Below are 26,312 nucleotides of genomic sequence, written 5' to 3' on the forward strand. Positions count from 1 at the left end.
AGATCCGCGCCCGTCAGCGCCGGAAGCGGTTCCGGATCCGGCGCAGCGGGCCTCCGCGGCCGGCTTCACGGCGCGCGCCGACACGTCGAGCGCCGCTCTGTCCGGAGCCCGTACGACTCTCGCCTTCACCGCTGCGGCCCGCGGCATGCGCACCGGTCTCCCCCGCGGGGGCGGTGTGCGCTGGGCCGGACGCCCGGTGCGAGTTGGCCGACGGGTCGGCTTCGGACAGCGCGTCGGCCGGGGCCGAGGCACCCGCCGCAGTGGCACCATTCTGCGCATCAGCGGTGGTCGCAGCGCCAGCGGACGCTGGCGTCACGGACGCCGTCGTCGGCGAGGCACCGTCGTCAGGCGCCTCGACGGGCGACGCCGGGGACACCGGAGCAGCGGCGCCCGCGCCGGCCCCCGTCGTCGCCGGAGCCGCCGGAGAGGCGGCCGCTGCGGCCGCCGCCCGCTCGCCGAGCTCCCTCGACTGCGCCTCGCGCGCGGCCTGGGCCTCCCGCTCCGCGGCCTCGCGGCGGTCGCGCTCGGCGGCCTCGCGACGCAGACGACGACGCTCGCCCGGACCCTCGGTGAGCCGGTAGAGCACCGGCACGATCACCAGGGTGAGCAGTGTCGAGGTGACCAGGCCGCCGATCACGACCACCGCGAGCGGCTGCGAGATGAAGCCGCCCTTGCCGGTGATGCCGAAGGCCATCGGCAGCAGCGCGAAGATCGTCGCCGCCGCGGTCATGAGGATCGGGCGCAGACGCTTGGCGGCGCCCACGTGGATCGCGTCGTCCAACGCCATGCCCCCGCGCCGGTACTGGTTGACGAGATCGATGAGGACGATCGCGTTGGTGACCACGATGCCGACCAGCATCAGCAGGCCGATCATCGAGGGCAGCCCCAGCGGGACGCCGGTGAGGACCAGCAGGCCCAGCGCGCCGGTCGCCGCGAACGGGATCGACACGAGCAGCACGAGCGGCTGGACGAGGGACTTGAAGATCCACACCAGCAGCACGTACACCAGCAGGATCGCCGCGAGCATCGCGATGCCCAGCTGGCCGAACGTCTCGTCGATGTCCGAGGCGGAGCCGCCGAGCGACGCCTTCACGCCGCTGGGCAGGTCCGCATCGTCGATCGCCTTCTGCGCCGCCTGGGAGACCGCGCCGACGTTGTCGCTCGAGGTGGGGGCGAGGGAGACGGTGACGGTCTCGACGTTGTCCTGCGTCGCGATCGACGGCCGGGACTCCTCCTCGCTGACCTTCGCGACGTCGGTGAGCGGCAGTCCCTCGGCGAGGTCGAGGTCCTTGAGCTTCTTCAGGGTGGTGACGTCGTCCTTCTGCTCGACGTAGATGTCGAGGTCCTCGTCGTCCAGGGTGATGGTGCCGACGGAGCCGGGGTTCATCTTCTGGGCGACCAGGCCGACGACGGCCTGCTCGGTGAGGCCCTTCTCGGCGGCCTCCTTGCGGTCCACGGTCACCACGGCGGTGGGCTGGTCGCCCTCGAGATCGCTCGTGACCTCCTTGACGCCGCTGGGCGCCGGGTCGAGCTCGTCCAGGATGGCGTCGTTCGCCTCCTGGCGGTCCTTCGCCGTCGGCCCCGTGATCTGGATGTCCACGGTGCTCGAGCCGGTCGCCGACGTCATGTCGGCCGCCTCGACGTCCCCGGGATCCGGGAGGTCCTGCAGGGTGCGGACCATCTTCGTCTGCAGCGCCTGCTGGTCGGAGTCGGCGTCGGTGGTGATCGAGAAGCTGATCTCGTTCTCCCCGCCGCCACCGCCGGCGCTGAAGCCGCCGTCGCCGCCGGAGCCGATCGTGGTCTGGACGGTCTCGACGCCGTCGAGGTCCATGAGGGCCTTCTCGGAGTCCTTCGCCTTCTTCGAGGAGTCCTCGAGGCTGGTGCCGGCGGGCAGGGTCTGGGTGATCGAGGCGATGTTCTGCCCGGTGTCGCCCAGGAAGTTGATCTTCAGCAGCGGCGTGAGGAACACGGTGCCCACGAGCACGAGGATCGCGACGGCGACCGTGATCAGGCGCCGCGGCAGCGAGTTCAGGGTGAGGCGCAGCAGCGGCGCGTAGAGGCGGTGCAGCCAGGTGCGCTCCTCGCGCGCCTCGGCCGCCTCGCGGACCTTCGCGACCTGCGCCTCGTCGTCCGGATCGTCCGGCACCGGCTGCTTCTTGGGCGGACGCAGGAACCAGTACGCGAGCACAGGGACGATGGTGAGCGCGACCAGCAGCGAGCTCAGCATCGCGATCGCGACGGTGAGCGCGAAGGGCCGGAACAGCTCCCCGGCCATGCCGGCGACGATCGCGATCGGCAGGAACACGACCACCGTCGCGAGAGTCGAGGCGGTGATGGCGCCCGCGACCTCCTTGACGGCGTCCAGGATGGCCCGTCTGCGGGTCTTGCCGTATGCGAGGTGCCGGGTGATGTTCTCGATGACCACGATCGAGTCGTCGACCACGCGGCCGATGGAGATCGTGAGCGCCGCCAGGGTCAGCATGTTCAGCGTGTAGCCCGTGACGAGCATGCCGATGAACGCGATCAGCAGCGAGGTCGGGATCGAGATCGCGGTGACCAGCGTGGGCCGCAGGCGGCGCAGGAACAGCAGGATCACGCCTACGGCCATGACCAGGCCCAGCAGGCCCTCCTCCGCCAGCGAGACGATCGACTCGCGGATGAACGGCGCCTGGTCGAAGACGACGTCGCTCTTCGCGTCGCCGCCGACCTCGGTGAGAGTGCTGTCGAGCTTCGAGGAGACGTCCTTGGAGATGTCCACGACGTTGCCGTCGGAGGTCGCGGTCACCATCATCACGAGCGACTCGCGGCCGTTGGTGCGCGAGATCGAGGTCGGGTCCTCGGTGGTCTCCTCGACCTTCGCGACGTCGCCCAGGGTGGTGATCTCCTGCTGCCCGGACTGGCCGGCCTGGCCCTGCTGCCCGGCCTGGCCCTGCTGGCCCGACTGGCCCTGCTGACCCGCCTGGCCCTGGTCCGTCGCGGCGCCCTGGTCGGCGCCCGCCTGACCCTGCTGGCCCGCCTGACCCTGCTGGCCCGCGGCGTCGCCGCCGGCCGCGCCGCCGCTCGACCCGTCGGCCGATTCCCCGGAGGCGTCGGAGGCGCCGGACGAGCCGGAGGACGCGCCCTGCGAGCCGGGCATGACGACCATGCCCTTGAGGTCGTCGATGCTGTTCATCTCCTGGCCGATGACGACGTCGATGCTCTGCTTCTCGTCGGTCACGCTGCCGCCGGGCAGGGACAGGCCGTTGGCGTCGAGCGCCGTGGAGATGTCGTCGTCGGTGAGCCCGGCCTTCTCCATCTCGTCCTCGTCGGGCGTGATGCGCACGATCTTCTCGGGCGCGCCGATCACCGCGACGGAGGAGACCCCGTCCACGCGCTCGAGCTCCGGGGTGACGCTCGTGTCGAGGCGATCGGCGAGCTCGGACGGATCCAGATCGGAGGAGACCGACAGCACCACGGCCGGCAGGTCGCTCGTGCCGCCGGAGATGACCTGCGGGTCCGCGCCCTCGGGGAGCTGGTCGTCGATGCGGCCGACGGCGGCGTCGACCTGGTTGGTCGCGCGCGCGGTGTCGGTGCCGTAGGTGAGCTCGACGGTCACCACCGAGACGCCCGCCTGCGAGGACGACGAGGTCTTCTCGACGTCCTCGATGCCCGTGACCGCCTGCTCGACGGGTTTGCTGATCTGCTTCTGCACCTGCTCCGAGGAGGCTCCCGGCGAGGTGGTCATCACTTGGATCTGCGGGAGCGAGACGGAGGGGATCAGCTCCTGGCGCATGGTCGTCATCGCGAAGATCCCGATGATCGAGACGGCGATGCAGACCAGAGCGATGAACGGACGATTGTTCAGGCTGAGCTTGGCCAGACGGTTCATGAGTCTCCTGGGCCGGAGGGCCGGGACGATCGAGCGGGGCGGTCGGACGCGGCCGACACAGGACGGCCATCCTCGGGCATTCGACCACAGGTCGGACATGGCGAGCATCAGCCGAAGGTCGGAGCATGGGGTGTGATCCGTCCGCCGGCCGCCGTCCGCCCCCGGCGCCCGGTCGCCCACCGGCCGCCGCGCCCCTGACAGGATGGATCCGTGCCCCGCCCGACCCCCGACCCCTCCTCCGCGCAGACCCCCGATTCCTCTCCCGGCCCCTCCCCCGCCGCGGCCCGCCGCTCCGTGGACCGCGAGATCCTGCGCCTCGCCCTGCCCTCGCTCGGCGCGCTGGTCGCCGAGCCGCTGTTCGTGATCGCGGACTCCGCGTTCATCGCACGCGTCTCGACGACCTCGCTGGCCGGGCTCGGGCTCGCCTCGACGGTGCTGACCACCGTCGTCGGCCTCTCGGTGTTCCTCGCCTATTCGACGACCGCGTCGGTCGCGCGGGCCGTCGGCGCCGGTCGCATGCGCGAGGCGATCGCCCGCGGGGTCGACGCCGCCTGGCTCGCCCTCATGATCGGCGCAGGCTGCCTGCTGGTGCTCGTCGCGGCGGGCGGCGTGCTGCTCCCGCTCTTCGGGGCGGGGGCCGACGTCACCTCCGAGGCCGCCGTCTACCTGCGGATCTCCGCGCTCGGCCTCCCCGCGATGCTCTCGGTGCAGGCGACCACGGGCCTGATCCGCGGACTGCAGGACGCGCGGCTGCCGCTCATCGTGGCCGTGGGCGGAGCGCTGCTGAACATCCCCCTGAACGCCCTGCTTATCTTCGGCCTGGACATGGGGATCGCCGGCAGCGCCACCGGCACCGTGATCAGCCAATGGCTGATGGCCGGCGTGCTGCTGGGGGTGGTCGTGCGCCATGCGCGCCGCGAGGGCGTGGCGCTGCGGCCGCACCTGGGCTCGGTCGCGGCGACCGGCCGCGAGTCCTTGCCGATGTTCGTGCGCACCCTCAGCCTGCGCATCGTCACCCTCGTCACCGTGCTCGTCGCGGCGCGCCTGGGCGCCGTGCAGCTGGCCGCCCATCAGCTCGCGAGCACCGTGTTCATGCTGCTCTCGCTCGCGCTCGACGCCCTGGCGATCGCGGGCCAGGCGCTGACCGGCAGACATCTGGGCGCCGCGGACACCACCACCGTCCACGCCGTGACCAGCCGTCTCACCCGCTGGGGCGTGGGCGGCGGGGCCGCAGTGGGGGTGGTGCTCCTCGCGGCGAGCTACGTGGTGCCCTCGTGGTTCAGCCCGGACCCGGCGGTGCAGGAGAACCTGCGCGCGGCGATGTGGGTGCTGGTCGTCGCCCAGCCCGTCGCCGGCTTCGTGTTCGTGCTCGACGGCGTGCTCATGGGCGCGGGCGATGCCCCCTACCTGGCCCGGGCCGGCATGCTCACGATGCTCGCCGTGATGCCGGGGGCGATCGTCGTCTGGCTCTGGGCGCCGGCGGGACCGCTGGGCCTGGCCGCCCTCTGGGTCGCCACGAACCTGCTGTTCATGGTCGCCCGCGCCGTCGCCCTCGGAGTGCGCGTGCGCGGGGACGCCTGGATGCGCACGGGGGCGTAGGGCGGGATGCCGCCGCGCAGGGCACGTCGGCCCGAAGCCGCAGCACGCGGCGCCCCGCCCCGCCCCGCCCCGACATCGCACGGCGCACACCACGGGCGCAGTGGAGCCGCAGCTCGTGACCAGGATCTATGACAGGAATGGCCGTTCCTGTCATAGATCCTGGTCATCGTCGCCCTGTCAGCCGACGGGCAGACCTGCCCCCTCCCGTGCGGCCTGCTCGCGAACGGCGCGCGCGGCCTCGACGAGGTTCCGCAGGCTGAGGGTGGTCTCCTCGTAGCCGCGGGTCTTGAGGCCGCAGTCGGGGTTCGCCCACAGCCGCCCCTCCCCCACGCGGTCGAGGGCCGCGGCGAGCTGCGAGCGGATCTCCTCGGTCGCGGGCACGCGCGGGGAGTGGATGTCCCAGACGCCCGGGCCGATGCCGCGGGAGAAGCGCTCGGGGTCCAGGGCCTCGAGGATCTCGCCGCGCGAGCGGGCGGCCTCGATGCTCGTGACGTCGGCCCCGAGGGCGTCGATCGCGTCCACGACCTCGTTGAACTCCGAGTAGCACAGGTGCGTGTGGATCTGCGTGGCGTCGGCCGCGCCGGAGGTGGCGAGCCGGAACGAGTCCACGGACCAGCGCAGGTAGTCCTCCTGGTCGGCGGCCCGCAGCGGCAGCAGCTCGCGCAGCGCGGGCTCGTCGACCTGGACGATGCCGATGCCGGCCGCCTCGAGGTCCGCGATCTCGTCGCGCAGGCCGAGGGCGACCTGGTCGGCGGTCTCGCCGAGGCTCTGGTCGTCGCGCACGAAGGACCAGGCCAGGATCGTCACCGGGCCGGTGAGCATGCCCTTGACCGGCTTCGGCGTGAGCGACTGGGCGAAGGTCGACCAGCCCACGGTGATCTGCTCGGCCCGCGAGACGTCCCCGAAAAGGATCGAGGGGCGCGTGCACCGGGATCCGTAGGACTGGACCCAGCCGTTCGCGGTGGTCGCGAAGCCGTCGAGGTGCTCGGCGAAGTACTGGACCATGTCGTTGCGCTCGGGCTCGCCGTGGACCAGGACGTCCAGGCCAAGCTCCTCCTGGAGCTCGATGACGCGACGGATCTCCTCGCGCATCACCTGCTCGTAGGCGGCGTCGTCGATGCGCCCGGCGCGGTGGTCCGCGCGGGCCCTGCGCACGCCCGCGACCTGCGGGAAGGACCCGATGGTGGTCGTGGGCAGCACGGGCAGGCCGAGCCGCGACTGCTGGGCGGCGCCGCGCACCTCGAAGGCCGAGCGCTCGAGGTCGGCCGCGGTGAGGCCGGCCGTGCGGCGGCGCACCTCGTCGCGGCGCACGCCCGCGAAATCGCGGACCACCGAGCGCGGTCCGGCGGCGGAGCCGGGCGCGACCGGGTGCTCCTGCGAGGCGAGGGCGACGATCTCCGTGATCTTCTCGTCGGCGAAGGCGAGGGTCGAGCGCAGATCGGCGGGCAGATCGGGTTCGAGATCGAGGGTGTGCGGGACGTGCTGGAGGGAGACCGAGGTGGAGACGACGACGGCGCTCGGGTCCCCGCCGGCCTCGGCCACGCGCTCGCGCAGCAGCTCGAGCCGGGCGGCGGCCGTGGGCAGCTCGGTGCGCCACACGGAGCGGCCCTCGACGAGGCCCGCGACGATCTGCGCGCCGCCGGCGCCTGCGAGCTGCGCGGCGCTCGGGATCTCTCCGCGCGTGAGGTCGAGGTGGACGGCCTCGACGCCGGTCGCGAGCAGGGCGGGCAGCAGGCCGCCGATGCCGCCGTAGGGCGTGGTGACGAGGATCTGCGGGCGCGCCTCGGCCGCGGTCAGGCGCCTCTCGGCGCGCTCGAGCAGAGCGGAGAGAGCGGCGGCGTCCACGCGCTGGTCCGCGGCGAGGGCGGGCTCGTCGAGCTGGATCCAGGCCGCGCCCGCCTCGTGGAGGCGGTCCAGGAGCTCGGCGTAGACGGCGACGAGGTCGTCGAGGCGGTCCAGCGGGTCGAAGCCCTCGGGAGCGCCGTCCTGCGCCTTGGCCAGCAGGAGCAGGGTCAGGGGGCCGACGAGCACGGGCCGGGTGCCCCCTCCCTGTCCCGCTCCGTCCTCGAGGCTCTCCCGGAACAGGTCGATGACCTGCGTGGAGGCGACGTGGAGGTCGGTGTCGGGGCCGATCTCGGGGACCAGGTAGTGGTAGTTCGTGTCGAACCACTTGGTCATCTCCAGCGGCGGCTGCTCCGCGGTGCCGCGGGCCAGGGCGAAGTACCCGTCGAGGTCCACGGACCCGTCGGCCCCGAGCACGCCCGCGAAGCGGTCGGGGACGATGCCGACGGCGAGCGCGGCGTCGAGCACCTGGTCGTAGAGGGAGAACGTCTCGGGGATCGCGGCCGGGCCGGTGAGGCCGAGCTCGGCGAGGCGGGCGCGCGTCGCCCCGCGCAGGGAGCGCACGCGCTCCTCGAAGGCGGCGCGGTCGATGCGGCCGGCCCAGTAGGCCTCCTCGGCCTTCTTGAGCTCGCGGTCCGGGCCGATGCGCGGATAGCCGACGGGCGTCGCGGAGGGGAGCGTGGCCCGGTGGGCCCCCGGGTCCCGGTGGTCCTGCGGGGCGCGGGCGGTGTCCGCGGTGCGGGGAGCGGTCGTCATCGGGCATCTCCTGAGATCGGGTCGGACCAGCGGTCCAGGTCGAGGGTCTCGAGCACGTCGAGGGAGTCGGCGTGGCGGTTGAAGGTGAACAGGTGCAGTCCGGGGGCGCCGGCGTCCAGGACGCGGGAGATCAGGTCGACGGTCCAGCGCACGCCGATGCGGCGCTGCTCGGCCTCGTCGCGCGCGGTCTCCAGGGCGTGCATGAGCTCGCGCGGGAGCGGGACGCCGGAGAGCTCGGCGAGGCGCTCGAGGCGGCGCGGGTTCGTGGCGGGCACGAAGCCGGGGATGACGGGCATCCTCAGGCCCGCATCGCGGGCCCTGGCGATCAGCGCGCAGTACTCGGCGGGGTCGAAGAAGACCTGCGTGATCGCGAAGTCGGCGCCCGCGCGCTCCTTGGCGAGCAGCACCTCGAGGTCGTGCTGGGAGGTCGGGGACTCGGGGTGGCGGTGGGGGTAGGCGGCCACGCCCACACTCACCCGGCCGCCCGCCAGAGCCGCCGTGCGCTCGCGCTCGACCTCGCGGATGAGGTCCACGAGCGGGCGGGCGAAGGGGATCTCGTCGTCCTCGAGGTCGTGCCCCTCCTCCTGGTCGCCGCGCAGGGCGAGGATGCCGCGCACCCCGCGGTCCAGGAGCGCCTCGATCACGGTACGCAGCTCCGCACGGCTCGAGCCGATCGAGGTCACGTGCACGAGCGGCCGCAGGTCCGTCTCGCGCAGCACATGGTCGGTGAGCTCGAGGACCCGTGCGAGGTTGCGCTGGCCGGTGCGGCTGGTGACGGAGACGTGGTCGGGCGCGGTGGTCTCGAGCTGGGCGATGGTGTCGCGCAGGCGCTCGAAGGTGGTGTCGGTGCGCGCCGGGAACAGCTCGTAGCTGAGCGCGGGCCGACGGCGGGCTGCCACCGTGCGCTCGAGCTCGGGCAGGGTCGTGGGCGCTGTCATGCCCAGGGAAGCTACGGGAGGGGGCGGTGCCGGCTGAAGGATGGTGACCGTGTGTGAACCCTGTCATATGAAGTGGCTGGTCAGCGGCGTCTGGGGGTCATCGCCCCAGTGCCTCCCTGAGCACGTCGAAGGAGGGCTTGGGGTCGCCCTGCGCATCCTGGACTCCGAAGGTCCCCTCCCCGGTGTCCTGCCCGTCGTCGCGCAGCTGGTAGAAGAAGGCGACGGGGATGGCCGAGTCCTCGAGCGCGTCGAGGTAGAGGCGGTACGCCTGCGCCTGCTCCTCGACGCTCGAGCACTCCGAGCAGGTCTGCAGCCCGATCTCGCCGACCACGACCTCGCGGCCGTACGCCGTGCGCAGGCGGGAGGCCCTCTCCGGGATCAGTCGGGTCTGCTCGTCGGACAGCCCGGGATAGGTGTCGATCGTGATCACATCCAGGTGCTCGGCGATGACGTCCAGCGTCCCCCGCCAGTCGCGCTCCACGGCGTCGTCGAGCGGGTAGCCCGAGAGATTCGTGGTCATCGTGACGCCGGGATCGATCCCCTCGAGGATCTCGTGGGCGGCGCCGAGCGCGCGCCCGAGTCTGCGCAGGTACTCGGGTCGCGCCGCGCCGGACACGGCCTCCAGCGTCCGGAAGTCGGCGCCGTCCGGCTCGTTGAGGATCTGCCACATGTCGACATGGGCGGCCAGGGGCCGGGCCACCGCCGCCCAGTACGCGCGCATCGCCTCGAGGAAGTCGGCTTCGCGGGCCGACGGCACGTCGTAGACGTCCGCCACGATCATACAGACCTTGAGCCCCAGCCCGCGGGCCCGGGCGGCTCCCCGGGCGAGACGGTCGATCTGCGTGCCGTCGAGGCGGAGCCCATCGCCCGCGTCGCCCCAGGTCTCCACGACCGAGGAAGCGACGACGGCGAAGCGCGCCCAGTCCATGCCGAGGTCCACCAGGGTCGCCAGGTCCTCCTCGAAGCGGGTCGCACCGTCGTCGTCGGGCCCGGCGAGCGTCATGCCGAAAGCCGTGGGTCCGCTGCGGGATCCCGGTTCCCACAGACCGGCCCCGTCGGCGAGGCCCCGGTCCTCGGGACTCTCCCCGCACCCCGCGACGGTCGTCGCGGCACCGAGCGCGGCGCCGCCCGCGAGAGCGGCCCTCCAGGCAGTGCGCCGCGAGATCAGTACTTCTCGGGCTGCCACAGGATGTCCTCCGCGGCGCCGCTGAGCTCGGCGTCGACGGCCTGACGACCCTGCATGTACGAGTAGTCCTGGTTGCACGACTCGTAGCGCCATCCACCGAAGCGACCGCGGCTGTGCACCGCGTGCTCGAGCAGCGCGGAGTCCACCGGGCGCAGCACGTCGTCCCGCCCCAGAGTGGGCACGGGGTAGCCCATCGGCAGGTGCTCGGTCCAGGTCGAGACGAGGCTGCTCGGCTCCGCACCGAGCACCTCGAGCGAGCGCACGCAGGCGCGCACGGCGCTCTCCACGTCGATCGGCTCGCCGTTCTGGTCCGAGACCTCGAGCAGCATCGACCACCGGCCGCTTCCCGCGGCCGAGGGGTCGTAGGTCGAGAGCACCGTCCCGCGGAACCACGGCACCTTCGGGTCGGGCGAGTACACCCAGGTCACGCCGTCGAGCGCGGCGGGCGGCGCCCCATCGAAGCCGAGCCCGACCGCGACCTCGGTCGTCGCGTGCAGGCCCTCCGCATCGCCCGGGCGGCCCATCTGCTCCAGCATCCAGGTCATCGGCGCGGTGCTCACGAGCATGCGGTAGTCGATCTCGTCGCCGTCCTCGAGGAGCGCGCGACGCGCGGCGATGTCGAGCGAGACCACGCGCGCTCCGAATCGGAAGGATCCCGGATCCGCGAGTTCGCGCACGATCGCCTCCCAGAGGGCGCCCGTCCCGCCCACGGGGTAGGGGAACGTCTCGCGGGTCACCGCGCGGTCGCGGGCGAGGCCGGGGCGGGGGACGTTCCGCCCGCTGCCCCCGGAGCGCAGCGAGGTCCACGAGTGGTCGATCCTCTCGAGGGGCAGCGTCCACATCTTGCGGTTGTAGGGATCGAAGAATTCGTCGAACAGCCGCGAGCCGAAGCAGTTGCGGTAGTAGTCCGCGAGATTCGCCGCGGGCGCGAAGGGGTCCAGATCCTCCGGCATCTCCTCGAGCTGCGCCTGCACGGGCGAGGGGAGCATCGTCCCCGGCTCCGCACCGTCCATCCAGACCCATCCGTTGCGCTCGACCTGCCGCAGGGGTGCGCCGCTGCGGCGCACGGCGTCGTCGAAGTCGGGGAAGTGGCTGTGGATGACGTGACCGCCCAGATCCCACGTGAATCCGTGTGCGTCCGTGCGGGAGGCCGCCATGCCGCCCGCCGACGCTCCGGCATCGACCACCAGATGCTCGACGCCGAGCTCGCGCAGCCTCACGGCGGCGCCGATGCCCGTCGGCCCGGCGCCGATCACCAGCGCCTCCACGGTTCTTCTCATGCCTGTCCCTCCTCGCCGCCCACGCGCACGGCGACGCAACCTGAGCGATCAGCAGGTCTCCGCGCGGCAGGCTCCCGCCGCGTGTGGGGCGCTGCATGGCCCCTTGCTGGCAGCGCGGCGAGATGCTTGAATTGTCGCATACGGGGGTTAAGTCCGACTAGTCGGTAACCGGCGACCCGCTCGGATCCGCGTTCCGGGGGGAGCGCACGCACCGCCCCCGTCGACGACGGGCAGAGCGCGCGTCGCACGAGGGGGAGATCACGTGCTGGAGGAGAGTCCGGTCGTGCCGGCCGCCATGACGGTCGCGCCGAGGCGCGCCATCGGCACCGCTGTGCCCGTGCGAGTGCTCCACCTGATCCACGAGACCTCCTTCGGGGGCGTCGAGAGCGCCGCGGAGAACCTCCGGCGCACCCTGGGCAGCGGTCGCAGCGATGCCGGCCGCGGCGATGACAGCAGGAGCGATGCCGGCAGGGATGATGCCGTCAGGAGCGGATCCCACAGCGCGGAGGCGGAGTCGGCTACCGCTCGCCCGGCCGGGGCGCCGCACCAGCACCCCGCCGTCGACTATCGCGTCGCGGCCCTCGCCGCGTCCCCCGCGGAGATCCAGGTGGTCTCCGCGGACGTGGCCGGCAGCGGCGTGAACAGCCCGCGCTCCGCCCTGCGGCTGCTCGCGGAGGTCCGGCGCACCCGCCCCGACGTCGTGGTCACCTCCCTCTGGCGCACGGTGGCCCTGGGCCCGCTCCTGCGCCGCGTCTCCCCCGGCACCCGCTGGGCCGTCTGGGTCCACCTGCCCCGCTTCACCCACCGGCTCGACCGGCTGGTGCATCGCTGGTGCATGCCGCGTGCGGACGCCGTGCTGTGCGACTCGGAGGCCACCCGCACGGATCTCGTGGAACCCGAGCTCGCGCGCTCGGGGCGCACGGTCCCCGTGCGCATGCTGCGCCCGGCAGCCGCCTCCCTCCCTCTCGAGCACGCCCCCGCTCCGGTCGCGGAGGACGAGCCGCTGCGGCTGGTCTTCTGGGGCCGGATGGCCCGCCAGAAGCGGCTCGACCGCGCGATCGACCTGCTCGCGGAGCTGCATCGGCGTCGCCGGGGAGGCGCCGAGCTCACGATCATCGGCCCCGATGCCGGAGAGCTCGATGCGCTCCGCCGTCGGTCGGCCCGACTCGGCCTCACCCGCCAGGTGCGCTTCGAGAGCCCTCTGGACCGGCCGGGGCTCGCCCGCCATGCCGCGGCGTCGCATGCGTTCGTGCAGCTCTCCGACGCCGAGGGCTTCGCGATGTCCGCGCATGAGGCGCTCTCGGCCGGCATGGTCTGCGTGCTCACGCCCGTCGGCGATCTCGCAGCGGACACGCACGACGGCGTGAACGCCATCCACCACCACGGGGACATCGCGCAGACGGCGGAGCGCCTGCTCGCCGTCGTCGAGGACCCCGCGGACTTCGCACGGATCTCCCAGGCCGCGTTCGAGTCCGGGGACCTCGAGTTCGTCGACGACTTCGTCGCGGTGTGCCGCGAGCTGTCCGGGACGGCCGCATCATGACCGCGCGCTCGGAGGCGCACGGTCTCGCGAACCAGGTGCTGGTGCTCCTGGCCGCCGGGGGCGCCCTGCTGGCGTCGCTCGTGGCGCGCTTCGTCCTGCCGGAGAACTTCCTGCGCGACGACCACAGCATCCAGGTGGCCATGGTGCCCGCGAAGGAGTACCTGATGGCGGACTCCTTCCGCGGGGTCGGGGCGATCTACCGCGCCCTGGGGCTCCAGCATGCCGCTCCCCTCGCCGCCCTGCTGGCCGTGGGCCTCTTCGTGGTGTGCGTCTTCGCGGCGGTGGGATGGGAGCGGCTGCGCGATGCGCGACTGTTCGACCTCGCCGTGATCGGCGGCTCGCTGCTCATCGCCGTCGTGTACCTGGGGCAGTTCAGCAAGGAGCTCGTCACCGTCGCGGTCTGCGCACTCCTGCTGCTCTCGCCGCGGACGCGCCGATGGGACGTCCTGATCGTCCTCGCCTGCGTCGCCTACGGCGCGCTCCTGCGTCCGTACTGGCTCATCGTCGCGGCGCTGTACGTGGTGTGGCGGATCGTCCTGCCCCGCACGCAGCGCCCGGTCCTCCTCCTGGTCCCGCTGCTCGCCTATGTCGCGCTGCAGCCGGCCTTCGGGATCGCCCTGGGCGGCGGGCTGCAGTCGCAGCGGGACAGCGTCAACACCATCCGGGACGACCCCGGTGCCGTGGCCTCCCTCATCACGAGCCCGCTGCCCGACAGCGCCGGGCCCGTCGGCATCCTGGCCGCACTGCTGATGGTCCTGGTCATGATCTGCCCGCTGCCCCTGATGGCCGCGGGGTCCCTCTACCACCTGGCGAGCGGCGTGCTGATCATGGGGATCTGGGGCATCGTCCTCGTCCCCGTAGCACGCAGGCGCCTGGCCGTGCCGCGCGGGGAGACCGCTGACCGAGAGGTCGCGACGGCGACCCGCGCCGCCGCGCTGCTGCTCGCCCTGCTGCTCGTGCAGGCGCTTTTCGAGCCCGACTTCGGGTCCTATCTCAAGCATCTGACCCCGATGCTCCCGCTGGTCCTGGCGCTGCTGCCCTCCTCCCTGCGATCCGCGGCGCGGCCGCCCGCGGACGCCGGCCCGGCCGCGTCGGCCCCGGTCCCGGCCGCGGCCCCCCTCCAGCGATCGGGGAACACCCACAGGGGCGAGTCCGGATCCGTCGCGCCGGGCGCACCGCTCCGGCCGGTTCCCGTCCTCGCGGCCGCCATCGCCTCTTCGAAACGGGCCTCCGTCCCGCACCCGTCCCAGCGAAGGAACCGCTCATGACCACGATCCTCCACGTCACCGACGCCGCCTTCGCGGGCGTGCTCTACGCGGTGACCGACCTGGCGCGGGAGCAGGCGAAGCGCCCGGGCACCGAGGTCGCCTTCGCCTACGTGCCGCGACCGGAGTCCCCGGAGCCCGCGCACATCCGCAGCCTCGCGGGGCAGGATGTGGACGTCACCCGGCTCACCGGGGACCCCAGGCTGTCCTCGCCCACGCTGCTGGCACGGTTGGGCGGGGTGATCCGTCGCCGACGTCCCGACGTCATCCACGTCCACTCCTCGCGCGCGGGCATGATCGGCCGGGCCGTGGGGCTCCTCGCCGGTCACCGCGACCACGTGGTCTACAGCCCCCATGGCTTCTCCTTCGAGCGCGCCGTGAGCGGATCCGGCATGCGCGGGGTCTACCTGCGCCTCGAGCGGGCCGGAGCTCGGATGGCACCGGCGCTCGCGCTGTGCTCCGACTCCGAGCAGGAGCTCGCGCGCACCGCGATCCCGCGCGCCCGCACTGCGGTGCTCGCCAACGCCGTGGACGTCGACCGCCTGCGTGCCATCGTCGGCGAACGAGGCACTGACCAGGACCGCCCGCTCGAGATCGTGCACGTCGGCCGGATCACCGAGCAGAAGCTCGTGGGCGCCTTCGGCAGCGTCGCCGAGCGCTGGTCGCAGGTATCCGACGTCCCGGCCCGCTTCCGCTGGATCGGGGACGGCGACCGCGGACTCCTTCCCCCGCTCGTCGATGTCACCGGATGGCTGGAGCGCGAGGAGATGCTGCGCACCCTCGCCGGGGCCGACATCATGCTCTTCACGACCGCGGGCGAGGCGATGCCGATGACGCTCCTGGAGGCCCAGGCGATGGCGATCCCCGTGGTCGCGAGCCGCGTCACCGGCGTCGTCGACGTGGTCGACGACGGACGCACCGGGATCCTCGGCGACACCGAGGACGAACTGCTCGCCTCGCTCGCGGACCTCGCCCGCGACCCGGCTCGCCGCCGGGCGCTCGGAGCCGCCGCCACCGCGCGGATGGCCGAGAGGTACGACATGTCATCACTCGCAGACAGGTCCTTCACGGCCTACACGGAACTCGGGATCCGGATCCCGCAGATGGAAGGAGCCTCATGACCACCGAGAACCTCTGGCGGACGCTGCGCGCGACCTGGTGGCTGCTGGCGATCGGGGCCGTCGTCGGCGCCCTCGCCGGGCTGCTCGTGCTGGGGATCGCCCCCAGGCACTACGAGTCGACCTCGCGCGTCCTGATCCAGGTCGAGGGAGACGGCGCCGATCTCCAGGCGCAGCAGACCGCGGTCGAGGGGATGCTCCCCACCTACATCGCCATCGCGGGCTCCGACGACAGCCTCGCGGCGACCCGCGCCAGGCTCTCCGACCCGCCGAGCACCCAGCAGCTGCGCCGCGAGCTCCTCTTCGTGGCCGACGAGGACTCCCCGACCATCATCGTCACGGGTCAGGGCGATTCGCCGCAGGCGGCCGCCGACATGGCGGACGCCGGGGCCACGACCCTCACGGAGGCCGTCGAGGACGGCGACGGCGGCACCGTCGACGCCACACCCCAGATCATCGAGAAGGCCGTCGCTCCGAGCTCGCCGTCGAGCCCCGACCCCAAGATCGTGCTCCCCGCCGGGATCATCATCGGGGCGCTGGTCGTGCTCATCGCCGTGCTCGTGCGACAGGGCCGCACCCGGCTCCCCGTGCGCATGCGCCAGGCCGAGGCCGCCGCGGGCGGTCCGCTCCTGGGCATCCTCGAGCCGGCCGAGGCGCGGCTCGCGCGAGCCGCCCGCGCCACCGGCGCGCCCACATCGGCGGAGGGGATCCGCGGCCTGCTGCAGCGCCTCCCCCATCGGACCATCGCGCTCGTCCATCCGAGCACGGTCGACGAGGCCCGGCTCTCGAGGATCGAGGACGTGATCGCGACGCACCGCGCCGCGTCGCGACGCGAGGCCGACCTGCGGCGGGTGCCGCTCGACGACGCCCTGTCCTCGCTCCCGGCGAACGCGGTCGCCGTGCTCGTCATCGACGAGGGCACGACGCGGTCAGCCGTCTCGCGGGCCGCGACCTTCAGCCGGGGGCACGGAGTCGCCGTGGCTGGCTGCATCATCGTCCCCCGGGACTCCCGCGCCGACGTCGACCAGCGGGTCGGCACAGAGGACGCGGCGGACCCCGGGCAGACCGATCCCGGGCAGACGGGCCCCGAGCAGGCCGGCCCCCAGGAGTTCGACAGGAATCCAGTCCCCGCAGCCTCGGAGCACGATCTCCGAATGCCCGCGGAGGCATCGCACGGAGGCACGAGATGAGCACAGAGCCGAACCTCACGTCCCGGGGCACTCCGGATCCGGACTCACCGCCGCCGGTCCGCCAGGCGATCCTGGGCTTCAAGCGCAACTCCCCGGTGCTGGCGCTGATCGTCCTGGGCGGCGCGGACGCGGTGCTGGCCGTCGCGGCCTGGCTGCTCGTGTCGCTGATCGCCCCCACGAGCCTGACCGCGGTCACCGTCACCGTGCTGGCGGCGACGAGCATCCTCACGCAGCTCGTGGTCGGCATCCTCACAGGTCTGTACCTGCGCCGCCTGATGATCGGCTCGACCTCCGAGTTCCGGCTGCAGGTCCTCAGCGGCGCGATCACCCTGCTCGTGGTGCTGCTGGTGAACGTGGTGGCCTCTCTCGGCGCGCACGTGTTCACCGTGCTCGGCGCCGAGCTGCTGACCATCGTCCTGGCGACCACCTCGCGCCACCTGGCCCGCCTCTACCTCGACCACCAGCGCCGGCCCCGCGTGGGCGTGCCGGTCGTCGTGGTCGGCGCCGGGCTCGTCGGCGTGAACCTGGTCGACCAGATGCTGCGCGATCCGCGCGGCGCGTACCTGCCCGTCGCCTTCGTCGACGACGACCCGCGCAAGCGCCGGTTCCGCTTCCGCGGCGTGCGGGTGAAGGGCACCGTCGCCCAGACCGCCCAGCTGATCCAGTCCCACGGCGCCGAGGGGGCCGTGGTCGCCATCGGCCACTCGGCGCCGACTCTCTACGCCTCCCTGGCGGAGCAGCTCGCAGACTCCCGGGCGTGGGTGCGCACGGTGCCCTCGGCCTCGGAGATGCTCGAGGACCCCGCCGACGTCGCCTCGCTGCGCGACATCGACGTCACCGATCTCATCGGGCGGCCGGTCGCCCCGCCGGACCTCACGGCCGCGCGCGAGATGCTGCGCGGACGCCGGATCCTGGTCACCGGTGCCGGCGGCTCCATCGGCTCGGAGCTGTGCCGGCAGATCAGCGCCCTCGAACCGGGCCTGCTGGTGATGCTGGACCGCGACGAGACCGCCCTGCACCACCTGCAGATGAGCCTCACCGGGCGTGCGCTGCTGGACACCCCGGACCTGGTGCTCGCGGACATCCGCGACCGCTCGGCCCTCGACGCGGTGTTCGCGAAGCACCGCCCGGAGATCGTCTTCCACGCGGCGGCGCTCAAGCATCTGCCCCTCCTCCAGAGCCACCCGCAGGAGGGCTGGAAGACCAATGTGCACGGCACGCAGAACGTCATCGACGCCGCGATCCGTCACCAGGTCCAGACCTTCGTCAACGTCTCGACCGACAAGGCGGCGCACCCCACGAGCACCCTGGGCACCTCGAAGCGGGTCGCCGAGGGGCTCACCTCGAGCGCGGCGGCCCGCACCGGCAGGGCGTTCGTCTCCGTGCGCTTCGGCAACGTGATCGGCTCCCGGGGATCCGCGATCCCCGCCTTCGCCGAGCAGATCCGCAAGGGCGGCCCGATCACCGTGACCCACCCCGAGGTCACGCGCTACTTCATGACGATCCCGGAGGCCTGCGCACTGGTGCTGTTCGCCGGGTCCGTGGGCCGCGCCGGGGAAACCCTGGTGCTCGACATGGGGCGCCCGGTGCGCATCGCCGACGTCGCCCAGCGCATGATGATGCTGATGGGCGCCCGCTGCACCATCGAGTACACCGGGCTGCGTCCCGGCGAGAAGCTGCACGAGGTGCTCTTCACCCCCGACGAGACCGAGGTGGTGGATCGGCACGACCGGGTCTTCCACGTCATCAACCCCGGCATCGATCCCGACGGGCTGCCGGTGGCCTCCGCTCCGACGGAGCTCATCGACGAGTACGTCGCCCGTTCGCTAGGCGTGACGTTCCCTCCCCGTGAGGTGACGCCGCGATGACCGCTCGCATCCCCCTGTCCGTCCCCGTCGTCGGCGCCCATGAGCGCGAGCGCCTCCTCGAGGCGATCGACTCGGGCTGGATCGCCCCCGCGGGGCCCCAGCTCGATGCCTTCGAGGACCTCGTCGCCCGACGCGCGGGCCGACGGCGAGCGGTGGGCGTCTCCTCCGGAACCGCCGCGCTGCACCTCGCCCTGATCGTCGCGGGCGTCCGCCCCGGCGACACGGTCATCTGCCCCACGCTGTCGTTCATCGCCTCGGCGAGCTCGATCGTGCACGCGGGTGCCGTGCCGGTGTTCGTGGACTGCGACGCCACGGGGAACATCGCCCCGTCCCTGGTCGAGCAGGCCCTCGAGGACGGCTCGCGCACAGGCCGGCGGCCCGCCGCGGTCCTCGCCGTGGACGTCTACGGGAAGGTCGCCGACCACTCCGCTCTGCAGCGACTCGCCGACGTCCACGGCGTGCCGCTCGTCGTGGACGCCGCGGAGTCCCTGGGCGCGGAGCGCGACGGCGCGCCGGCGGGCTCGCACGGCCTGGTCTCGGCGCTCTCGTTCAACGGCAACAAGATCGCGACCGCGTCCTCGGGCGGCGTCGTCCTCACCGACGACGACGCCCTCGCCGACCGCGCGCGCCACCTGGCCACCCAGGCCCGCGAGCCGGTCCCCCACTACGAGCACCGCGAGATCGGCTTCAACTACCGGCTCTCGAACATCCTCGCCGCCCTCGGCCTCGCGCAGGTCGAGCGGCTCGACGAGTTCCTCGCCGCCCGCCGTTCCCACCGGGCGCAGTACCGCGCCCTGTGCGAGCGGACGGCGGGCCTGGAGATCCTCGGCGGGGCCGATGAGGGGGACAACTGCTGGATGACCTCGCTGACCGTCGACCCGGCGGTCACCGGCACGGATCCGCTCGCCCTGCGCGAGGAGCTCGCCCGCGCGGGCATCGAGAGCCGCCCCGTGTTCGCTCCCCTGCACGACCAGCCCGTGTTCAGCGACGCCGATCGCTACCCGCGGCGGCTCGACGGCACCGCGGAGTCCCTGTACCGCACCGGGCTCAGCGTTCCGAGCTCCCCGGCCAGCGCCCCTGACCAGATCGCCCAGGTCTGCGCGCGCATCGAGGACATCCTCGCGCGCGGCGCGACCGCCGTCGCCTCCACCACCACCGACCCGAGAGGAGCCGCCGAGTGACCACGTCCCGCGCGCTCGTCATCGCCCCCCATCCCGACGACGAGATCCTCGGCGCCGGCGGCGCGATCGCACGCCTCTGCGCCGAGGGCACCGAGGTGACCGTCGTGGCCGCCTGCTCGGACCTGCCCCCGCTGTACGACGCGTCCGTCGCACCGCAGGTGGAGGCCGAGGCCCGCCGCGCGCACTCCCTGCTGGGGGTCGCCGAGTCGGTGTTCCTGGACCTGCCCTCCGTCGAGGTCTCGCGGGGATCGGTCGCCGAGCTCAACGGCGCCCTGCAGTCCGTCGTGGACCGCGTGCGCCCCGAGCTGGTGCTGATCCCGTTCCCGGACCGCCACGTGGACCACAAGGCCGTTTTCGACGCCGCCATGGTGGTCACGCGTCCGGTGGGCGCGGGCACGGGGATCCGCACCGTCGCCATGTACGAGACCGTCTCCGAGACCTTCTGGAACGCACCCGGCGCGGAGCCCTCCTTCGTGCCCAACTGGACGGTCGAGATCACCGGGACCATCGGCCGCAAGATCGAGGCCTTCCGCTGCTTCGAGAGCCAGTTGCAGGCCTTCCCCGGCCCCCGATCCCCGGAGGCGCTGGAGGCTCTCGCCCTGTTCCGCGGCAGCCAGTCCGCCGTGGCGTACGCGGAGGCGTTCCAGATCGCCCGCATGAACACCCCGGCGGACACGACCGGCATCGGCGACCCCGCATGACGCGCCCCGGGGACGACGAGACCGACCGCCCAGCGGACGTCCCGGAGGACGACAGCACCCCGCGCTCGCCAGGGGACGACGCCGCGAGCATCGCCGGCTCGGGGGCCGGCTCCGCCTCGCCCTCGGGCGACTCCGCACCCACGGGCGACTCCTCACTGCGGGTGGGATCCGACGCCGTGGTGATCGGCCTCGGCTACCTCGCGTCGTTCGCGTATCCGCTCGTCTCCCTCCCCCTGCTGTCCCGCATCCTCGGCGCCCATGACCTGGGCCGCTTCATGCTCGCTCTCGCGCTCGTGGAGCTCGTCGTGCAGTTCGCCGACTTCGGCTTCGGCCGCAGCGCCCTGCGTCGGATCGCCGTGGCGACCACCCAGGCCGAGCGCTCGCGCGTGAGCGCCGCGAGCATGGGCTCGATCGCCGTGCTGTGGTTCGCCGCGAGCGTCGTGCTCATGGGGATCGTGCTGATCGCCCCCGCGTTGCGGGACCAGTGGCTGCTGTACCTGGTGGGACTGCTGCTCGTGGGCGTCGGCGCCGCCTACCCCAACTGGCTGCTGCAGGGCATGGGCCGACTGCGCTCCTTCGCCCTGTTCATGGCCGCCTCGCGCCTGATCTCCCTGATCTTCCTGGTGCTCACGGTCCGCACCCCCGGCGAGATGCTGCTGCCCATGGTGTGGCAGCAGTTCCCGCTCGCGCTCTCCGCGATCATCGCCTGGCTGATGATCCTGCTGGTCTGGAAGGACGTGCGGCCGGTGCGCACATCGCCCGCTCAGATCCGCGATGCGATCTCGGACTCCTGGCCCATGTTCGTCGCGAACATCGCGAACATCTCCATCAGCGGGTCGAACACCGTCGTGCTCGGGATCGTCTCGACGCCCGTGCACGTCGCCTTCTTCGGGGCCGCCGAGCGCTTCGGCAACGCGGTGCGCGGGATCATGCACGGCATCGTGGACGCGATGCTCCCCCGGATGACCCGCGGAGGCGAGGACAACCGCATCATCGAGCGCACGATCACGGGCGGGATCATCGGCTCCTACGCCCTCGCCGGGATCATCCTGGTGATCGCGGCGCCGCTGTTCATCCCCTGGTACCTCGGCGAGGGGATGCACCGGGCGGCGCCGGTCGCCCAGATCATCGGCGTCTCGCTGATCTTCTCGGGGATCGGGATGGCGTTCTTCCTGCGTGCGACCGCGCAGCACCGGTTCCGCACCTCCGCGCGCTACGCGATGATCGGCACGATCTGCCATGTGGTGCTGCTGTTCCCCGCCGGCTGGCTGTGGGGCTCCGTGGGCGCCGCCGCCGTCGCGATCGTCTCGGAGGGCACCATCGCGGGCCTCTACATCGCCGATGCGATCCGCCGTCGCCGTGCGGCACGCCCCGCGCCCGTCGACGACTCCGCGTCGTCATCGTCCCCCCACAGTGAGGCCGCCGCCCGATGAGCAACCCGATCGCGCCGCCGCGTGTCACCGTCGTCGTCCCCTGCTACGAGGCCGCGAGCACGGTGCGCGCCGCCGTGGACTCGGTGCTCGCCCAGACCTTTGAGGACTTCGAGCTGCTCATCATCGACGACGGATCGGTGCGCGAACCGGTACCGGAGGGGCTCGACGAGGATCCGCGCGCGCAGGTGGTGCGGATGCCCCGCAACGGCGGGTACGCGCGGGTGACCGACGACGCCGTGGCCCGGGCGCGCGGCGAGTGGGTGACCTTCGTGGACGCCGACGACACGGTCGCACCGACCTACCTCGAGCGACTGCTCGAGGCCGGGGAGGGCACGGGGGCCGACGCCGTGTTCACGCCGATGTTCCGCGTCGCCGAGGGCCGCGTGATCGGCACCGGCCCGTGGAGCCCGCCGGCCGCGGTGATGAGCTCGCGCACCGCCCTGCGCGCGCTGCTGCAGGGGGATCTCAGCGGCACGCAGCATCTGCTGCTGCGCCGGCCGACCGCCCCCTCCGAGCCCGACCAGGTCTACAGCGACTTCGTGTTCGTGGTGCGCTGCATCGCCCAGGGCGGGACCGTGGCCTGCGTCGACGAGGAGCTGTACCTCAACACCGTGCACGCCGCGTCCGTGACCGGGAGCCTCCGACCCGGGGCGTGGGACCTGGTGCGGCTCAACGACGCCGTGCGCCCGTCGATCGAAGGCGCCTTCGATGCGGAGGAGGCCACCGCCCTGCTGCAGGACCATCGCGACCTCACCCTCACACAACTGCTGCACACGGCGGTCCATGAGATCGAGGATTCGCCGCTGCGGCGCAGCGTGACGGCCTGGTGCCGTCGGCGGATCACCCTCGCGGGGATCCTCCGGCAGCTGCGCCGAGGGCATCGCGCCGCCGCCGCCTCGTGGCTGCTCGCCCGGGTCGCGCCGTCCCTGCATCTGCGCGCGTACCACGCCTTCGACGCCCGGCGCCGCCGATGAGGAGACCGCGTCGCGCTCGTCCGACGAGGCGCGGCGCCGCGGCCGATGATCCTCCCCTTCCGTCCGAGCACCTCATCCGTCCGAGCACCGGGATCCTGTCTCGCTTCCCCTCCGATACGCCCGTTTCGTGGCGTACGCTCGCATCGTCGGCGCGCATCGAGAGTCGGGGGTCGTGGCCGCACCAGGAGGTGGCGCATGCACATGCACTCCCTCCCGGTCCGCCTTCCCACCGGGGCAGACGGGCCCACCGGGGCCGACGGCCACCCCGGGCCCCACGATCCCACCAGCGCCGACTACCAGCACGAGGCGCTGAGGGCGCACGAGGACCTTGCCGCGGCGACCTCGCCGGAGAACGATCACCGCGTGGTGCGGGACCCCGTGCTCGCGTCCTGGCGCCGCTCCCTGGAGCTGCTCCCCCGCGACGTGGAGGCGCCCGTGCGCGTGGGCGTCTCCGGCGCCGAGCTCGCCGAGGCCCGTCGCCAGCACGCCTTCCACGCTCTCCTTCCCCTGCTCCAGGAGAGGCTGATCGAGCCCGCCGTCGAGGCCGGCCTGCTCGTGGCACTCGGGGACCAGCAGGGGCGTCTGCTGTGGCTCGATGGCCCCTCGCCCCAGCTCACCCTGGCCGAGAACGTGGGCTTCGTGGTGGGCGCCGACTGGTCCGAGGACGCGATGGGCACGAACGCTCCGGCCCTCGCCCTGGCCAGCGGCAGCGCGATCCAGGTGACGGGCGCCGAGCACTACGTCGAGGTGATCCAGGGCTGGAGCTGCAGCGCGGTGCCGGTGCTGGACCCCGCGAACGGCGAGGTCCTGGGCGTCATCGACGTCACCGGGGACGAGCGCGCCGTCGGCCCGCTCGTGCTGCCCCTGCTGCGGGCCGCCGCCCGCGCTGTACAGACGGAGCTCCCGCATCGCGAGGACCAGGCGGCGCAGCCCGTCCCCGTGCCCCGCTTCCAGCGCAGCGATGCGGCGACGCGCACGGGTGCGCTCGAGCTGCTGATCACCGGGCGGCGCACCTCCCTGATCCGCCGCGGACGGGTGACCGCGTGCCTCTCCGGCCGGCACGCGGAGCTGCTGACCCTGCTCCACCTGCACCCCGACGGCCTGGGCGCGGGCGAGCTCGCCGAATCGCTGTACGGCTCGCTCGACACGGTGGGCACGGTGCGCGCCGAGGTGCTGCGCCTGCGCCGCGTCCTCGAGGGCTTCGCGGGGGATGCGCTGACGCTCGGCTCCCGTCCCTATCGCCTGCAGGGTGAGCTCGACAGCGACCTCCTGCGCACGCGCGCCGCCGTCGACGCCGGGGACGTCGAGGAGGTCCTCGCCCACTACGAGGGGCGCCTGCTTCCCACGAGCGAGGCGCCGGAGATCCGTCGTCTGCGCGAGCGGACGTCGGCCCTGGTGCGGGCGCTCATGCTCGAGCGCGGGGACCATGAGCAGCTGTGGCGCTACGCCCAGCTGCCGGAGAACGAGAGCGATCTCGAGGTGCTGATGGCCGTGCTCACCGTGGCGCCGCCCGATGCCCCGGAGCGTGCCTCCGCCGCCGCCCGCGCGGAGGCCCTGGAGGCGGAGGAGCGAGCGGACGCCAGAGCTCTCTGACTCCCCGGCGACCGGGCTGTGCGGCCGACGCGCAGACCGCTGATCCGACCGATGACCGGCACGGACGACGGCGGATCGCTCGTCGCGACGCGCTCGGCGACCTCCTTGCAACCTTCGTGCAACGTCCCGCCGCCTATCGTTCAAGCATCCGATGACGGTCGGGGGCGCTCACCCCCGTTTCGCGCCCCGGCACACCCCCGCATCGTGCCGGACCCCCGACCCCGGTCGTCGTCGGAACCCCACCGCCCGCCCGCGACGCACCGTGTCGCCGGCGGGCGGCCGGGGCTCTTCCTCGCGCGCCGCGTGCCCGGCTCCGACGACGGAGGCTCAGAGCGTGCTCGGTCCGCCGGAGGCGCCGACCGCGAACCGGGCGTCGGAGGGGCCGACGCACCCCGGGCACCGGAGGCACCGACCGTGGCCCCGCCGGATGCGCCCGTAGGCCCTACGCGTCGGTCCCGGCGAGCCTCTCCCGCTTGCGGTCGACGACGCTGACACCGAGCGCAGCCATCGCCATCAGCATGATCACCGTCAGGGTGATGATGAAGGCCTCCACCCAGGGCGTGCCGTTCTCCGTCAGCGAGAACAGGATCCCGGGGATGAGCGCCGTGCCCACGGCCGCGCCGATCCGCTGGCCCAGCGACAGGATGCCGCCCGCGACGCCGCCGTAGCGCGGATCCACCGCGTTCAGCGTAAGGGTCTGGTTCGGGGAGATGGTCATGCCCTGGCTGATGCCCACCAGGGTGAGCGGGACGGCGAGCGTCCAGAAGGGCAGCGCACCGCTCTCGACGATCCCGGCCATCACCGCGACCAGGGCGAGGCCGACGAGGACCACGGCGAAGCCCGCGATCACCAGGCGACGCCCCAGGCGCAGCACGTAGCGACCGCCGAGCTGCGAGGAGATCATCGCCGCGAGCGAGGAGGGCAGGCCGATGATCGACGCCTCGAAGGGCGTGCGGTCCAGGTGCATCTGCAGGAACAGCGGCAGCACGATCCAGATGCTCGTGGAGCCCAGGAAGTAGACGGTGACGATGATGATGCCGTTGCGGAAGGGCGGGCTGCGGAAGATGTCGGGGTCGACCATCGGCGGGCGTCCGCCGCGACGGTAGCGGTTCTCCCAGGTCACCCAGCCGAAGATGAGCAGCAGGCCGAGCGGCAGCAGCAGCCACACCAGCGCGGACACGGAGCGCTCGAGGAACGGCAGCATGATCATGAGGATCGCCAGGGCCAGCAGCAGCGTGCCGACAGGATCCAGATCGGGCTTGGAATCCTTGGTGCGCAGCTTGTCATTGGGGATCCAGAGCAGGCCGAGCACGATCGCGAGGATCCCGATCGGGACGTTCGAGAAGAAGATCCAGCGCCAGCCCATGTCCTCGCCGAGGACCTGGATGAGCAGGCCGCCGATCACCGGGCCGATGGCGGTCGCGACGGCCACCGTGGTGCCGAACAGCGCGAAGGCCTTCGCCCGGGCCTGACCGCGGAAGTTCACCTGGATCAGGCCGATGGACTGCGGGTTCAGCAGCCCGGAGCCGAGGCCCTGCAGGATCCGCGAGAGGTTCAGGACGCCCACGTTCGGCGAGAGCCCGGCCATCAGCGAGCCCAGGGTGAACAGGGCGACGCCGATCAGCAGGATGCGGCGCCTGCCGGTCGCATCGCCCACGCGTCCCGCGGGGACGAGCAGCACGGCGAAGGCGAGGGCGTAGCCGGAGAGCACCCACTGCAGTCCCTCGGAGTCCGCCTTCAGAGAATGGCCGATGGGGGTGAGTGCGACGTTGATGACCGAGACCGCGACCAGCGCCATGAACAGCGGCAGCAGGAGCACGAACAGCACGCGGCGCGGGTGCGCGGGCGCCTGGGTCGGGGCAGCGGGACGGGGACGGGACTCGGCGGCACTCACCCGATCAAGGATACGGAGGGTGTCCAGGCACCGGGCAGGGATCGAAGAGGGTCTTGTGCGGCGCATCTCGCGACGCCCGCGGC

At 72.8% G+C, this 26,312-nt stretch carries 17 protein-coding genes; 11 read left to right on the forward strand and 6 right to left on the reverse strand.

The window, feature by feature from the left end; genetic code table 11:
• Positions 1-13: 13 nt before the first annotated feature.
• Complete coding sequence (locus FHG10_RS12640; protein ID WP_152353710.1) at positions 14-3,868, reverse strand: efflux RND transporter permease subunit; 3,855 nt, start codon at positions 3,866-3,868, stop codon at positions 14-16.
• A gap of 210 nt (positions 3,869-4,078) precedes the next feature.
• Here FHG10_RS12640 and FHG10_RS12650 point away from each other — a divergent pair, with 210 nt between their 5' ends.
• Complete coding sequence (locus tag FHG10_RS12650; protein WP_319803209.1) at positions 4,079-5,467, forward strand: MATE family efflux transporter; 1,389 nt, start codon at positions 4,079-4,081, stop codon at positions 5,465-5,467.
• 177 nt (positions 5,468-5,644) lie between these two features.
• Here the strand turns inward: FHG10_RS12650 and metE are convergent, their stop codons facing one another.
• From metE to FHG10_RS12670, 4 genes are all read right to left on the reverse strand, one after another.
• A complete protein-coding gene (metE, locus tag FHG10_RS12655; RefSeq protein ID WP_152353712.1) occupies positions 5,645-8,065 on the reverse strand; it encodes a 5-methyltetrahydropteroyltriglutamate--homocysteine S-methyltransferase in 2,421 nt (806 codons plus the stop codon).
• Entirely contained in the window at positions 8,062-9,003 is a 942-nt protein-coding gene (locus FHG10_RS12660) for a methylenetetrahydrofolate reductase (protein WP_152353713.1), read from the reverse strand. Before FHG10_RS12660 ends, metE begins: the two co-directional genes overlap by 4 nt.
• 97 nt (positions 9,004-9,100) lie before the next feature.
• Positions 9,101-10,189: a glycoside hydrolase 5 family protein gene (locus tag FHG10_RS12665; protein ID WP_152353714.1), complete on the reverse strand. Its 1,089-nt coding sequence runs from the start codon at positions 10,187-10,189 to the stop codon at positions 9,101-9,103.
• A complete protein-coding gene (locus FHG10_RS12670; protein WP_152353715.1) occupies positions 10,168-11,469 on the reverse strand; it encodes a protoporphyrinogen/coproporphyrinogen oxidase in 1,302 nt (433 codons plus the stop codon). The genes FHG10_RS12665 and FHG10_RS12670 overlap by 22 nt, the downstream gene beginning before the upstream one ends.
• A 283-nt stretch (positions 11,470-11,752) precedes the next feature.
• Here FHG10_RS12670 and FHG10_RS12675 point away from each other — a divergent pair, with 283 nt between their 5' ends.
• From FHG10_RS12675 to FHG10_RS12720, 10 genes are all read left to right on the forward strand, one after another.
• Positions 11,753-13,012 carry a glycosyltransferase family 4 protein gene (locus tag FHG10_RS12675; protein WP_152353716.1) on the forward strand — a complete coding sequence of 420 codons (1,260 nt, stop codon included), beginning with the start codon at positions 11,753-11,755 and terminating at the stop codon, positions 13,010-13,012.
• Positions 13,009-14,280, forward strand: coding sequence for a hypothetical protein (locus tag FHG10_RS12680; RefSeq protein WP_152353717.1), 1,272 nt, complete (start codon positions 13,009-13,011; stop codon positions 14,278-14,280). The genes FHG10_RS12675 and FHG10_RS12680 overlap by 4 nt, the downstream gene beginning before the upstream one ends.
• Positions 14,277-15,398 carry a glycosyltransferase gene (locus tag FHG10_RS12685; protein ID WP_152353718.1) on the forward strand — a complete coding sequence of 374 codons (1,122 nt, stop codon included), beginning with the start codon at positions 14,277-14,279 and terminating at the stop codon, positions 15,396-15,398. The genes FHG10_RS12680 and FHG10_RS12685 overlap by 4 nt, the downstream gene beginning before the upstream one ends.
• Positions 15,395-16,585 (forward strand): Wzz/FepE/Etk N-terminal domain-containing protein, encoded by a 1,191-nt coding sequence (locus tag FHG10_RS12690; protein WP_152353719.1) that lies wholly within the window; start codon positions 15,395-15,397, stop codon positions 16,583-16,585. The genes FHG10_RS12685 and FHG10_RS12690 overlap by 4 nt, the downstream gene beginning before the upstream one ends.
• The gene (locus FHG10_RS12695; RefSeq protein WP_152353720.1) at positions 16,582-18,453 is read left to right on the forward strand and encodes a polysaccharide biosynthesis protein; all 1,872 of its coding nucleotides are present in this window, start codon (positions 16,582-16,584) and stop codon (positions 18,451-18,453) included. Before FHG10_RS12690 ends, FHG10_RS12695 begins: the two co-directional genes overlap by 4 nt.
• Positions 18,450-19,634: an aminotransferase class I/II-fold pyridoxal phosphate-dependent enzyme gene (locus tag FHG10_RS12700; RefSeq protein WP_152353721.1), complete on the forward strand. Its 1,185-nt coding sequence runs from the start codon at positions 18,450-18,452 to the stop codon at positions 19,632-19,634. Before FHG10_RS12695 ends, FHG10_RS12700 begins: the two co-directional genes overlap by 4 nt.
• Complete coding sequence (locus tag FHG10_RS12705) at positions 19,631-20,335, forward strand: PIG-L deacetylase family protein (protein WP_152353722.1); 705 nt, start codon at positions 19,631-19,633, stop codon at positions 20,333-20,335. The genes FHG10_RS12700 and FHG10_RS12705 overlap by 4 nt, the downstream gene beginning before the upstream one ends.
• Positions 20,332-21,768, forward strand: a complete 1,437-nt coding sequence (locus FHG10_RS12710) for a lipopolysaccharide biosynthesis protein (protein WP_152353723.1) — start codon at positions 20,332-20,334, stop codon at positions 21,766-21,768. The genes FHG10_RS12705 and FHG10_RS12710 overlap by 4 nt, the downstream gene beginning before the upstream one ends.
• Positions 21,765-22,742 (forward strand): glycosyltransferase family 2 protein, encoded by a 978-nt coding sequence (locus tag FHG10_RS12715; protein WP_152353724.1) that lies wholly within the window; start codon positions 21,765-21,767, stop codon positions 22,740-22,742. The genes FHG10_RS12710 and FHG10_RS12715 overlap by 4 nt, the downstream gene beginning before the upstream one ends.
• A gap of 195 nt (positions 22,743-22,937) precedes the next feature.
• Entirely contained in the window at positions 22,938-24,335 is a 1,398-nt protein-coding gene (locus FHG10_RS12720; protein ID WP_193636303.1) for a GAF domain-containing protein, read from the forward strand.
• A gap of 442 nt (positions 24,336-24,777) precedes the next feature.
• Here the strand turns inward: FHG10_RS12720 and FHG10_RS12725 are convergent, their stop codons facing one another.
• Positions 24,778-26,229, reverse strand: coding sequence for an MFS transporter (locus tag FHG10_RS12725; protein WP_227488237.1), 1,452 nt, complete (start codon positions 26,227-26,229; stop codon positions 24,778-24,780).
• Positions 26,230-26,312: the final 83 nt, after the last annotated feature.

The sequence above is a fragment of the Brachybacterium subflavum genome, assembly GCF_009299795.1.
In the GTDB taxonomy this organism is placed as follows: Bacteria; Actinomycetota; Actinomycetes; order Actinomycetales; family Dermabacteraceae; genus Brachybacterium; species Brachybacterium subflavum.

Bases quoted from the DNA above. Each gene is read 5' to 3' on its own strand.
- FHG10_RS12720 (WP_193636303.1), top strand. From the start codon at position 22,938: ATGCACATGCACTCCCTCCCGGTCCGCCTTCCCACCGGGGCAGACGGG.
- FHG10_RS12640 (WP_152353710.1), bottom strand. From the start codon at position 3,868: ATGAACCGTCTGGCCAAGCTCAGCCTGAACAATCGTCCGTTCATCGCT.
- FHG10_RS12680 (WP_152353717.1), top strand. From the start codon at position 13,009: ATGACCGCGCGCTCGGAGGCGCACGGTCTCGCGAACCAGGTGCTGGTG.
- FHG10_RS12670 (WP_152353715.1), bottom strand. From the start codon at position 11,469: ATGAGAAGAACCGTGGAGGCGCTGGTGATCGGCGCCGGGCCGACGGGC.
- FHG10_RS12710 (WP_152353723.1), top strand. From the start codon at position 20,332: ATGACGCGCCCCGGGGACGACGAGACCGACCGCCCAGCGGACGTCCCG.
- FHG10_RS12690 (WP_152353719.1), top strand. From the start codon at position 15,395: ATGACCACCGAGAACCTCTGGCGGACGCTGCGCGCGACCTGGTGGCTG.
- FHG10_RS12685 (WP_152353718.1), top strand. From the start codon at position 14,277: ATGACCACGATCCTCCACGTCACCGACGCCGCCTTCGCGGGCGTGCTC.
- FHG10_RS12695 (WP_152353720.1), top strand. From the start codon at position 16,582: ATGAGCACAGAGCCGAACCTCACGTCCCGGGGCACTCCGGATCCGGAC.
- FHG10_RS12715 (WP_152353724.1), top strand. From the start codon at position 21,765: ATGAGCAACCCGATCGCGCCGCCGCGTGTCACCGTCGTCGTCCCCTGC.
- FHG10_RS12700 (WP_152353721.1), top strand. From the start codon at position 18,450: ATGACCGCTCGCATCCCCCTGTCCGTCCCCGTCGTCGGCGCCCATGAG.
- FHG10_RS12660 (WP_152353713.1), bottom strand. From the start codon at position 9,003: ATGACAGCGCCCACGACCCTGCCCGAGCTCGAGCGCACGGTGGCAGCC.
- metE (WP_152353712.1), bottom strand. From the start codon at position 8,065: ATGACGACCGCTCCCCGCACCGCGGACACCGCCCGCGCCCCGCAGGAC.